11 protein-coding genes are annotated in these 10562 nt (G+C 74.7%); 6 read left to right on the forward strand and 5 right to left on the reverse strand.

What is annotated here, in order from left to right; all coding sequences use genetic code 11:
• The first annotated feature begins 158 nt into the window (after positions 1 to 158).
• From E1212_RS22490 to E1212_RS22500, 3 genes are all read left to right on the forward strand, one after another.
• A complete protein-coding gene (locus E1212_RS22490; RefSeq protein WP_131986633.1) occupies positions 159 to 830 on the forward strand; it encodes a HEAT repeat domain-containing protein in 672 nt (223 codons plus the stop codon).
• The gene (locus E1212_RS22495; protein WP_131986610.1) at positions 830 to 1891 is read left to right on the forward strand and encodes a HEAT repeat domain-containing protein; all 1062 of its coding nucleotides are present in this window, start codon (positions 830 to 832) and stop codon (positions 1889 to 1891) included. Before E1212_RS22490 ends, E1212_RS22495 begins: the two co-directional genes overlap by 1 nt.
• A gap of 277 nt (positions 1892 to 2168) precedes the next feature.
• Positions 2169 to 4385, forward strand: a complete 2217-nt coding sequence (locus tag E1212_RS22500; RefSeq protein ID WP_420814413.1) for a DEAD/DEAH box helicase — start codon at positions 2169 to 2171, stop codon at positions 4383 to 4385.
• On the opposite strand, the gene E1212_RS22505 is transcribed toward E1212_RS22500, so the two are convergent.
• From E1212_RS22505 to E1212_RS22515, 3 genes are read right to left on the reverse strand one after another with little or no spacing between them, the layout of a single operon-like run.
• The gene (locus E1212_RS22505) at positions 4376 to 4777 is read right to left on the reverse strand and encodes a VOC family protein (protein WP_131986614.1); all 402 of its coding nucleotides are present in this window, start codon (positions 4775 to 4777) and stop codon (positions 4376 to 4378) included. The two genes, E1212_RS22500 and E1212_RS22505, sit on opposite strands and share 10 nt — an antisense overlap.
• 44 nt (positions 4778 to 4821) lie before the next feature.
• Positions 4822 to 5235, reverse strand: a complete 414-nt coding sequence (locus tag E1212_RS22510; protein WP_238992448.1) for a hypothetical protein — start codon at positions 5233 to 5235, stop codon at positions 4822 to 4824.
• Positions 5235 to 5723 carry a nuclear transport factor 2 family protein gene (locus tag E1212_RS22515; protein ID WP_131986616.1) on the reverse strand — a complete coding sequence of 163 codons (489 nt, stop codon included), beginning with the start codon at positions 5721 to 5723 and terminating at the stop codon, positions 5235 to 5237. The genes E1212_RS22510 and E1212_RS22515 overlap by 1 nt, the downstream gene beginning before the upstream one ends.
• A gap of 186 nt (positions 5724 to 5909) precedes the next feature.
• On the opposite strand from E1212_RS22515, the gene E1212_RS22520 reads away from it, so the two are divergent.
• Together E1212_RS22520 and E1212_RS22525 are read left to right on the forward strand one after the other, a co-directional pair.
• On the forward strand, positions 5910 to 6761 hold the full coding sequence (locus tag E1212_RS22520) for a helix-turn-helix domain-containing protein (protein WP_131986618.1): 852 nt from the start codon (positions 5910 to 5912) through the stop codon (positions 6759 to 6761).
• Positions 6758 to 7660 (forward strand): alpha/beta hydrolase fold domain-containing protein, encoded by a 903-nt coding sequence (locus tag E1212_RS22525; protein ID WP_162605591.1) that lies wholly within the window; start codon positions 6758 to 6760, stop codon positions 7658 to 7660. The genes E1212_RS22520 and E1212_RS22525 overlap by 4 nt, the downstream gene beginning before the upstream one ends.
• 12 nt (positions 7661 to 7672) lie before the next feature.
• Here the strand turns inward: E1212_RS22525 and E1212_RS22530 are convergent, their stop codons facing one another.
• Together E1212_RS22530 and E1212_RS22535 are read right to left on the reverse strand one after the other, a co-directional pair.
• A complete protein-coding gene (locus E1212_RS22530) occupies positions 7673 to 8488 on the reverse strand; it encodes a universal stress protein (protein WP_131986621.1) in 816 nt (271 codons plus the stop codon).
• Positions 8489 to 8551: 63 nt separating this feature from the next.
• Complete coding sequence (locus E1212_RS22535; protein ID WP_162605592.1) at positions 8552 to 9199, reverse strand: PIG-L family deacetylase; 648 nt, start codon at positions 9197 to 9199, stop codon at positions 8552 to 8554.
• A gap of 176 nt (positions 9200 to 9375) precedes the next feature.
• On the opposite strand from E1212_RS22535, the gene E1212_RS22540 reads away from it, so the two are divergent.
• Complete coding sequence (locus E1212_RS22540) at positions 9376 to 10227, forward strand: SMP-30/gluconolactonase/LRE family protein (protein WP_131986625.1); 852 nt, start codon at positions 9376 to 9378, stop codon at positions 10225 to 10227.
• Positions 10228 to 10562: the final 335 nt, after the last annotated feature.

The following is a 10562-nucleotide window of genomic DNA, read 5'->3' on the forward strand; positions in this document are numbered from 1 at the left end:
AGGAGCCGGCTGCTCTCGAACGCAAGATCAAGCGTGCACCCGCCGACCAGCAGGGGCAATGGGACACGACGCCGCGCCCCCGGAGATGCGGGATCCCGCTCGCGCTTGACCTTGACACGGTGACAAGGTCTTCACTGGGGTGAGAGGAGGTGGTCGTGATGGCCCTGACGCAGGAGAACACGAACGAGAGCGGACTGCTCGAGGCCCTCGGGCATGCCCGGTCGTCGGTGCGGCTGAGGGCGGCGATGGCGGCGGGCACGCGGCCGGACCCTCGGTACGTCGAGAAGCTGATCGAGCGCTGCGCGGTCGAGCCGGACTTCTTCGTGCGCGACATGCTCACCTGGGCGCTCACCCGGCAGCCGCCGTCCGTCACTGTGCCCCGGCTGGTCGACGAGCTGGGGTCGGGCCGGGCCCAGGCACGGAGTCAAGCGTTGCACACGCTGTCCAAGATCGGCGACGGGGGAGCGTGGCCGGCGATCTCGCGGTCGCTCCTGATCGACCCCGACGATGAGGTGGCCCGGAGCGCGTGGCGGGCGGCCGTCGTGCTCGTGCCCGACGGTGAGAAGGGCGAGTTGGCCGCGGCGCTGGCGACGCAGCTCGGGCGGGGCGACCGCGACACGCAGCTGAGCCTGAGCCGGGCGCTGATCGCGCTCGGCGACGTGGTCGAGCCGGTCCTGGCGACGGCGACGGCGAGCGGACAGCCCCGGGTGCGCACGCACGCGATCGCCACCGAGCGGCTGCGGCGCGACCCGGACACCGGCTTCGAGGCCGCGATCGAGGAGGCCAAGCGCATCGTCGCGCTGGGTCCGCAGGAGGAGGGCGCTGCGTAGTGCTCATCGGTGAGGTCGCCCGCAGGTCCGGGGTCAGCGCGCGCATGCTCCGGCACTACGACGCGCTGGGCCTGGTGCGGCCGACGGGGCGTACGGTGGGCGGGTACCGCGAGTACACCGGCGAGGACATCCGCCGGATCCTCCACGTCGAGAGCCTGCGCTCGCTCGGCCTGTCGCTGCGCGACGTCGGGCGGGCGCTGGACGATCCCGGCTTCGACCCCGCCGGCCTCATCGACGACCTGATCGGCCGGACGCGGGAGCGCATCACGCGCGAGAAGGAGCTGCTCGCGCGCCTGCGCCTCATCGACGCCGCGGAGCCGGCCGACTGGGAGGAGGCGCTCGGGATCGTCGCGCTGCTGCAGGCGCTCGGCTCCGACAGCCCGAAGGTCCGCCAGCGCGCCGCGCTCTCGTCGATCGGCGACGCGCCCGTGGAACTGCTGGTCGAGGCGGCGCTCATGGAGCCGGACCTCAACGTCGCGGGCGCCCTGCAGTGGGCGTTGAGGCGGTCCGACGGCGATGCGCTCGCCGTGCTGGCGGCCGCACTCCGGCCCGGCGACGGCGGCGGCGGCGACGACGACGACGGTGGTGGCGGCGGCGGCGCAGGCGTGCGCAAGCGGGCCGTCGCGTTGATCGCGCAGGTGCCGGGCGATGACGCGACGGACCTGCTCAGGGGTGCCCTGAACGACCCGGACGTCGGCGTCCGCCGGGCCGCGGCGCTGGCGCTCGGGGAGCGCGGCGACGCGGCCGCCGTCCCGACGCTGATCGACATGGTCGTCGACGGGGTCAACGACGTCGACGCCGGGGACGCGCTGAGCAGGTTGGCGCGGGAGCGCGACCTCGCGGACCGGATCGTCGCCGAGCTGGTCGCCCAGCTCGGCGACGACGGCGCCGGGACGCCCGTGCGGACCCGGATCGCGCAGGCGCTGGCGGATCTGCCGGGCGCCGCGGCGACCCGTGCGCTCACCGAGCTGGCCGGCAGCGATGAGCCGTCGATCGCGCTGACCGCCGCCTACGTGCTGCAGCGGCGCGAGGCGCGAGACGGCCCTCAACCCACGAGTTAGGGGTCGTTCCGGCCACGCGGAAGCAACGATTCGCACACGGATGGGAATAGTCCGGCGGTCGAACCGCTTGATTATGGGTAGTATCTCAACTGCCCTGTAGGGGACCCGCCGAGCGGGAATCACCTCACTGTCAGTGCCGCAGGGTAGAAATCTGGTCAGGGGTACGTGAACCAGGCGCAGTGCGTCCGGCGATCACGCGACCGAGCCGCCGCAGCGAAGAGCGGCCACCCCGACAGCCACGAGCACGTGTGCGTGGCACTCCGAAGGAGGAGAACGATTGGCGAGAGACGCCAGGCGCCGGCCCAGCGCCAGTAGAACGGCCACGCGGACGAGAAGTCGCGCGCGGAGCCAGGACACCGAGGACATCATGTCCGTGCTCGCGCGTGCGGTACGCGAGGTCGAGTCCGCCGTCGAGCGCGGGTCGTCGACTCCCTCGATCCGCACGAAGTTCCAGGTCATCGCCCTGCTGGCGCGCGAGGAGCGGGCTCAGGTCAAGGGCGACACCAAGCGCAGCGAGGCCTACCGCGCCGAGCAGCTGAAGCGCCTCGACGGCATCGCCACCATCCTGGCGAAGGTCGCCGTCCGCGAGGCCCCGCTGCTCGAGCTGCTCGACGAGAACGCGGTCGTCACCGACGCCGCCCGGGCGCTGCGGCGCGACATGCTGATCGCGGCCGGGCGGGAACCGGGCGAGGACTCCTTCGGCGTCTCCGCCTCCGGCCCGGCCACGCAGACCGCGCAGACCCAGGCCACGACGGCGCCGAAGCGGCAGGTCGTCCCGCAGGCGGTCGTGGCCCGGCAGCTGGCCAACCCGTTCCTGGCGCCCGACTACGAAGCCTTCTCTGCCGTCGCGCCGCGCCCGGAGGCGCAGCGGCCGCGCCGGCTCGTGAACTGGGAGCTGATCGAGCCCCTGCTCAACTCGTTCGAGACCGCAGCCGACGGCAAGGCGGCCTCCATGACGCTGCCGCCGGCGACCGACATCCGCGTTCCCGACGGCCGCGAGCTCATGCTGCACCAGGCCCAGCTGGTCGAGGCCGCCGAAGAGGGCCACCGGACCTTCCTGCTCGCCGACGAGCCGGGGCTGGGCAAGACCGCCCAGGCGCTGCTCGCGGCGCAGGCCGCCAACGCCTACCCGCTGCTGGTCGTGGTGCCCAACGTCGTCAAGACGAACTGGGCGCGCGAGGCCGCGCTGTGGACGCCCCAGCACCCGGCGACGGTCATCCACGGCGATGGCGACACCATCGACGGGTTCGCCGACATCATCGTCGTCAACTACGAGGTGCTCGACCGGCACGTCGGCTGGCTCGGCGACCTCGGCTTCCGCGGCATGGTCGTCGACGAGGCGCACTTCATCAAGAACAAGAAGTCGCAGCGCTCGCAGCACGTCCTGCAGCTCGCCGAGCAGATCCGCACCCGCACCGTGCGCCCGCTGCTCATGGCGCTCACGGGCACGCCGCTGATCAACGACATCGACGACTTCCGGGCCATCTGGCAGTTCCTCGGCTGGATCGACGAGAAGAAGCCGCGCGCCGAGCTCATGCAGGCGCTCGAAGAGACCGGCCTGACCCCGGCCGACCACGGCTTCGCCACCGCCGCCCGGGCCAGCGTCATCGACCTCGGCATCGTCCGGCGCCGCAAGGTCGACGTCGCCGCCGACATCCCGGCCCGCCGGGTCGCCGACCTCCCCGTCGAGCTCGACGACGCCGCCGGCCGATCCATCCGCAAGGCCGAGCGCGAGCTCGCCGAGCGCCTCGTCGCTCGCTACCACGCCGCGCTCGAGGCACGCGCCGAGGCCCGCGCCGCCGGCACCGTCGACGTCGTCACGCCCGCCGCCACCGACGGCATCGATCACGACCTCGTCCGCCGCGTGGCCGCCGCCGAGCTGACCGACAAGTCGACGAAGACCGGCGAGAACGTGTTCCGCATGATCCGCCGCATCGGCCAGGCCAAGGCCGGGCTGGCCGCCGACTACGCCGCGCAGCTCGCCCGCAACGTCGGCAAGGTCGTCTTCTTCGCCAAGCACATCGACGTCATGGACGCGGCCGAGGCGATCTTCGCCGAGCGCGGCCTGCGGTACTCGTCCATCCGCGGCGAGCAGACCACGAGGACGCGGCAGAAGAACATCGACGCGTTCGTCAACGACCCCGAGGTCGCCATCGCGGTCTGCTCGCTCACGGCGGCCGGCGTGGGCATCAACCTGCAGGTCGCCTCGAACCTCGTGCTCGCCGAGCTGTCCTGGTCCGACGCCGAGCAGACGCAGGCCATCGACCGCGTGCACCGCATCGGCCAGGCCGAGCCCGTCACCGCCTGGCGCATCATCGCCGCGCAGACCATCGACACCCGGATCGCCGAGCTCATCGACAGCAAGGCCGGACTCGCGGCCCGGGCGCTCGACGGCTCCGACGACGAGGTGTCGTCGGCCGCCGACGTGCAGCTCGAGGCGCTGGTGGCGCTGCTGACGGACGCCCTGGCGGCGCAGGCCCGCATTCAGGTGTAGGCGTCGGCGTACGAATCGTCGGGCGGGATGTTCGTGATGACGTCGACGAGGACGCCGTCCGGACCCGCGACGATGAAGTGCCGCTGCCCGAAGGCCTCGGACCGGATCGGCAGCAGCGCCGCCAGGGGTCCCTCGACGACCAGCCGCCGCCACTCGTCGTCGACGTCGTCGACCTCGAGGTTGACGAGGACGCCGCCCGCCACCCGGCCGTGACCGGCCGGAATGGTCCGATGGCGGTGGTCGAGTACGGCCAGCTCCCACGCCTCGCGGCGCAGGCTGACGTACCAGTCGCTGACGAACGTGACCTCGAAGCCGAAGTGCTCGGTCCAGAAGGCGGTCTGGCTCGGCACGTCGTCGGTCATGAGCACCGGATAGATGCTGGACACGGTCATGATGACCCTCCTCGTTGTCGAATCGTCCTCGATGGGGGACGGGGTCAGCCGCGGTTGCGCAGCGACCCGGCCTGCAGGACCGCCAGGCCGCCGACGACCATCGCCTGCAGCACCGCCCAGCCGCGGCCGGCGGCGGTGAGGTCGGCGGCGCCCAGAGCGAAGCCCAGCGAGGCGGCGACCCAGACCACGTTCAGCGCTACCAGCGCCCACCCCGCCGCGGCGCCCGCCGTCCGGCGCAGCGCGTACAGGCCGACCAGAACGCCGAAGGCGAGCAGGCCGGCCCCGATCGAGCGCAGCAGCCCGGCGCCGGCACCCAGCACGCCGTCCAGCAGGCCCGCCAGAGCGAGATAGCCGACGCCGTTCGCACAGGTCACCGCCGCGTCGGCGCCGAACCAGAGCCGGCGCCGGTCCACACCGGCCGCCAGCGGCCGCCGTCCGGCCAGCGTCCCGGCCGCCATCACGCGGCCCCGTCCGTGACGGCGCCGTCCGTGGCAGCGGACCCGCCCGTGACGGCGGCTCCCCCGGCCGGCCCGGCTGCCCCGGCGATCGCCGGCAGCGGCGTGAGGTCGCCGAAGAACCCGGTGATCCGCTCGATCCGGCCGTCGGCGGCCAGCGTGGCGTGGTCGGTGCCGGTCAGGACGGCGGCACCGTCGGCGTCCCGCAGCTCCCAGCCGGCCCGGAACGCGTCGTGGTGCACGTCGACGGCGGTGGTGCGGACGAACCGGGTGCCGGGGTAGTGCGCCTGCAGGGTCCGCATGAGCGCGTCGATGCCGTCGTGGCCGTGCCCGTCGAGCGGCGGGTCGACGACGGCGCCGGTCGCGGTGAAGCACCGCTCGATCAGGGCGCGGCGGCGGCCGTCGTCGGGCTCGGTCCAGGCGGCCAGGTACGCGTCGACCGTCGCCTCGACGGACGGCGCCTCGGGCGCCGCGGAGATCGTGGTGGTCATGCCGGTGTCCTTCCGTCGTGCCGCCGGATCGCCCGGCGGCTGGTGGACACCACTCTGGGCGGACCGGGCGGCGGCAACCACACTCCGGTCCGGCTATCCCTGACAGGGGTAGGCAGGCGCCGCCGGCGGGCGCCGCCGGGCGGCTAGGCTCGGCGGCACGGGCCGGCGAGGACGAGGGGAGGCGCCGTGGCCGAGCGCGACACGCAGGTCGGGGCGTTCCTGCGCGCCCGGCGAGAGCAGCTCGACCCCGACGAGGTGGGCGTGCTCTCCTACGGCACCCGCCGGGTGCGCGGGCTGCGGCGCGAAGAGGTCGCGCAGCTGGCCGGCGTCAGCCCGTCGTACTACACCCGCATCGAGCAGGGCCAGGCGCAGGCCGTGTCGCCGGAGGTCCTGCACGCCATCGCCCGTGCGCTCCGCCTCGACACCGCCGACCGCGAGCACCTGCTGCGGCTGTCGTCGCCGCTGACGGCGGTGGCCGGCGACCCGGGCGACGAGGTGGTGGGGCGGGCGCTGCGGGTGCTCCTCGACCACTTCGATCGCATCCCGGCCGCGCTGCTGGGGCGCCGGCTCGACGTGCTCGCCTGGACCGAGCCGTGCCGGCTGCTGTTCGCGCCGTATGCCGCGCCCGACGCGCCGGATCACCCGCACAGCCGGCCCAACTGGGCCCGCATGGTGCTGCTCGACCCCGACCTTCGCACCGCGTTCGGGCACTGGGACCGCAAGGTCGACGACGTCGTCGGCGTGCTGCGGGCGCACCGGGCCCGGTTCCCCGACGACGAGGTGCTCGCCGACCTGGTGGCCGAGCTGGTCGACGTCAGCCCGGTGTTCGCCGAGCGCTGGGCCGAGCACGTCCTGCGCGACCGCAGCCCCGCCGACGTCGTGTTCCGGCACCCGCTGGCCGGCGACCTCGAGCTGGTCCACCAGTCGATGCGGCTGCCCGACCACGACGACTGGATCCTCGGCACCTACGTGGTGGCCCGCGGCTCGCTGTCCGAGCAGCGGCTCAGGGCCCTCATGGCGCCGCAGCGGGTGCCGTGAGCCGGTTGCATCCGGCGGCGGCAGCGGTGGTTGCGGCGCTGGCCGACGCCGGGCACTCCGATCCGCACCTGCTGCCGCTCGCCCAGGCGCGCCGGCTGCTCGACGAGGCGTACGCGGCGTTCCCTGAACTGCCGGTGGCGACGGTGTCGGACCTGCGGATCGAGGGGCGCGACGGCGACCGGCTCGCGTTGCGCCGCTACACGCCCGTGCCGGCCGACGGCGACCGGCGCGGCCCCGCCGTGCCCGGCCGGGTCGTCGTGTTCGCCCACGGCGGCAGCTGGGTCCGCGGCAGCCTCGACTCCCACGACCGCGTCTGCCGCGCGCTGGCGCGGGCGAGCGGGCTGCCGGTGGTCGCCGTCGGCTACCGGCTGGCGCCGGAGCATCCCGCGCCGGCCGCGCTGCACGACGTCGTCGACGCCGCCGCGTGGGTGGCCGCGCAGCCGGCGACCCGCGAGCTGCTGCTGTGCGGCGACTCCGTCGGCGGCGGGCTGGCGGTGGCGGCCGCGGCAGCGCTGCGGACCGCAGGCGTCGCCGTCGTCCATCAGCTGCTGCTCTGCCCGATCGTGACCGCGGACCTCGACCGTCACTTCGACCCCGGCTACGACGGCGTCCTGCTCTCGCGCGCCGAGCTCGAGTGGGGCCGCCGTCAGTACGGCGACACCGCGGCCGGCCCCGTCGCCGCGCTGGGCCCGTCATCCCCGCCGACGACCGTGCTGGCGGCCGAGTGCGACCCCGTCCGGCCGCAGTCCGAGCTGGTCGGCGCGCTGCTGGCCGGGGCCGGCGTGGACGTGCGGGTGCACGTCGCCCCGGGCATGGTGCACGGCTACGTCGGCGCCGAGGACGTCCTGCTGGGTGCGGAGCCCGCGCTCTCGCTCGGCGCCGCACGCATCACCGCGTGACTCCGGCGCACCTCAGGGGGCGCGGACGACGGCGACCGGGCGCGTCGAGCGCTGGAGGACGGCGCTACTGGTCGAGCCGAGCAGGAGGCTGCGCACCTGGCCGCGTCCTCGCGACCCGACCACGATCATCGCCGCGTCCTGGCCCTCCTCGAGCAGGACGTCGGCGGGCCGGCCGGCGTCGAGGCGAACCGACACGTCGGGGGCGGTGAGGTTCGCCGCGCGGGCCCGTTCCAGCGCCGCGGGCACCAGCGTCTCGAGGTCGGCCTGGTCGTGGTGGGCATGCACCGCGACGACCTTCGCCGATCGCCGTCCGGCCTCGGCGAGGGCGAACCGGAGCGCCGCGTCGCCGGGACTGGAGCCGTCGACCCCCACCACGATGGAGCCGTCGTCGGGCGCGACGACCGGCGGCACGACCACCGTCGGGCAGTGCGCCCGCGCCGCGACCCGGCTGCTGACCGAGCCGAGCAGCAGCCCGCCGACCGCGCCGAGCCCGCGCGTCCCGACCACGATCATCGCCGCGTCGCCCGCCACGTCGAGGATCGCGTCGACGGCGCCGCGGAGGATGAGGAAGGTGTCGACGGCGACGCCCGGCTCGGCGGCGGCCACGCGCGTCCGCGCGGCGTCGAGCACGCCGGTGGCCAGCTCGCGCAGCTCCTCCGACGGCGGCAGCGCGGCGGCCGGGCCGAACGGGACGGCCGCGACCGGCATGAGCAGGCCGTAGACGATCGTGAGGCCGGCGCCGCGCAGGGCGGCCTCCTTCGCGGCCCAGTCGAGGGCGATGCCGCTGTCGGGCGATCCGTCGACGCCGACGACGATGCTGGTGGTCATGCGAGGGCTCCGTTCACGCGGTGACGAGGGGGCAGGGCCTACGATGACGACCGGATGCGAGCCTCAGACGTGACGGGCGTAGACCGGGACGGAGCGCTCGGTGCGCAGGACGATGAGCCGCTCGGCCCGGTCCTGGTTGCGCTGCCAGCGGCTGCGCAGCGGGTCGTCCGCCGGCAGGCCCGTGTGGCAGCTGGTCGCGGTCCGCTGGCGCTCGCGGTCGACGTCGACGACGAGGACCTGGTGGCCGCGGGCCGTCTGGCCGGCGCGCAGCGTCCACGCGTAGAGCGTGCTGCCCTGCTTCGACGCCGCGCGGTAGGCGGCCCGCATGGCGCGGATGTGGTCCGGGTGGGCGTCGGCGCCGGTCGCGTCGACGGTGAGGATGGCGTCGGCGCTGTGCCGGGCGGTCAGGATCTCCTCGACGAGGTCGTCGAGCGTGACGACGGCGAGCGTGCCGGGCGCGTGGTCGAGCAGGGTGACGTCGTCGGCGCCCAGATGGCGGGTGGCGCGGCCGAGGTCGCGGGCCCGGTCCAGCCGGTGCCGCGGCCGCGGATCGGCGTGCCGGCCGTGGGTGAGGCAGATGACGTGCACCGACGTCCCGGAATCGGCGAACGCCGCGATGACCCCGCCGAGCGCGAAGGTCGCATCGTAGGGATGCGCGCACACGACGACCAGGCTCCGGGTGGCCGGAACCGGCCGCATGTACTTCGTCATGCTCTCAAGGTCCGGGTCGGCGGTATACGGCCGTAGAGGCGGAAAGACCGTCATCTCGGGACCTTCGTCCCAATGCACGCTCTTCGGTGTAGGCGGCGCTGAGCTGCGGTACTGGCGGTCAGGGGAGGCCGTCGGGCATGGTGGTGGGGCCCCGACCCCCGTCGAACGGAGCGCCGATGAAGGCCGAGCAGCTGACCGCGGCGGTGTGCGAGCACGGGGAGGGCCCGGCGTACTCGCCGCGCTGGGCCGGGCCGCGATGGGTCGACATGCTTGCCGGCGAGCTGCTCGAGCTCGACGCCGCGGGGGAGGTCGCGCGCCGCCGGGTGGGCGAGGTCGCCGCCGTCGTTCGGGCGCGGCGGGGCGGCGGCTGGGTGGTGGCGACGCAGCGGGCGGTCGCGCTGGCCGACGGCGACGCGCTCGACTCGCCGCTCGACGAGCGTCCGCAGCTGTGGAGCGACCCGGGCCTGCGCTGCAACGACGGCGGCTGCGCGCCCGACGGCGCCCTCTACCTGGGCTCCATGGCCTACGACGAGACGCCCGCCGCCGGCACGCTGTACCGCATCGACCCCGACGGCACCGCCGCGGCCGCCGTCGAGGGCGTGAGCGTCTCCAACGGCATCGGCTGGTCGCCCGACGGCGCGCTGGCCTACTACGCCGACACCGCGACCGGGCGTATCGACGTGTTCGACTGGTCCGCCGAGACGGGCTTGACCGGCCGGCGCACCTGGGCCGAGGTGCCGGGCGACCCCGACGGCCTCACCATCGACGCCGAGGGCGGAGTCTGGATCGCGACCTACTCGACGGGCGAGGTGCGCAGGTACGCCGCCGACGGCGGCCTCGACGTCATCGTCCACCTGCCGCTCACGCACGCCACCGCCGTCGCGTTCACCGGCCCCGACCTCGACCAGCTGATCGTCACGACGTCCCGGCTGGGCGTCGACCCCGCGGCCGAGCCCGCCGCCGGTGCCCTGTTCGTCATCCGCGAGCCCGGCGTCCGCGGCCTCCCGCTGCTGGAGTACGGCGGCTGAGGGCCCCGCCGGCCTCGGCTTCCGGCCGGCAGCTCCGTGCGCAGCCAGTCGCCGAGGCCGAACGCCCGGCAGGCATGGACGACGGCGTCACCCTCCATGTCGGCGAGGTCGGGACGCGCCGCGAGCCGGTCGCGCACCTCGAGCAGCTACCCAGCGACGTGCCGGGGACGGCGCGAATGAGAGGGTTCTCAGCCCGTCCGAATGGCGGGCTCATGCGGCTTGTCGATCGTGGAGGCGTTCGCGCCCCCGACGAGAGGACCGCCGCGAGATGGACGCCGGCCCGCTGCCCGGAACGCTCACCCGAGCCCCGGCACCCCCGCCTCCACCCCCACCTC

It is taken from the genome of Jiangella ureilytica, assembly GCF_004348545.1.
GTDB lineage: Bacteria > Actinomycetota > Actinomycetes > Jiangellales > Jiangellaceae > Jiangella > Jiangella ureilytica.

Excerpts from the sequence above, each read along its gene's own strand:
- E1212_RS22490 (WP_131986633.1), top strand. The coding sequence starts at position 159 with ATGGCCCTGACGCAGGAGAACACGAACGAGAGCGGACTGCTCGAGGCC.
- E1212_RS22505 (WP_131986614.1), bottom strand. The coding sequence starts at position 4,777 with ATGACCGTGTCCAGCATCTATCCGGTGCTCATGACCGACGACGTGCCG.
- E1212_RS22510 (WP_238992448.1), bottom strand. The coding sequence starts at position 5,235 with ATGGCGGCCGGGACGCTGGCCGGACGGCGGCCGCTGGCGGCCGGTGTG.
- E1212_RS22515 (WP_131986616.1), bottom strand. The coding sequence starts at position 5,723 with ATGACCACCACGATCTCCGCGGCGCCCGAGGCGCCGTCCGTCGAGGCG.
- E1212_RS22530 (WP_131986621.1), bottom strand. The coding sequence starts at position 8,488 with ATGACCACCAGCATCGTCGTCGGCGTCGACGGATCGCCCGACAGCGGC.
- E1212_RS22535 (WP_162605592.1), bottom strand. The coding sequence starts at position 9,199 with ATGACGAAGTACATGCGGCCGGTTCCGGCCACCCGGAGCCTGGTCGTC.
- E1212_RS22540 (WP_131986625.1), top strand. The coding sequence starts at position 9,376 with ATGAAGGCCGAGCAGCTGACCGCGGCGGTGTGCGAGCACGGGGAGGGC.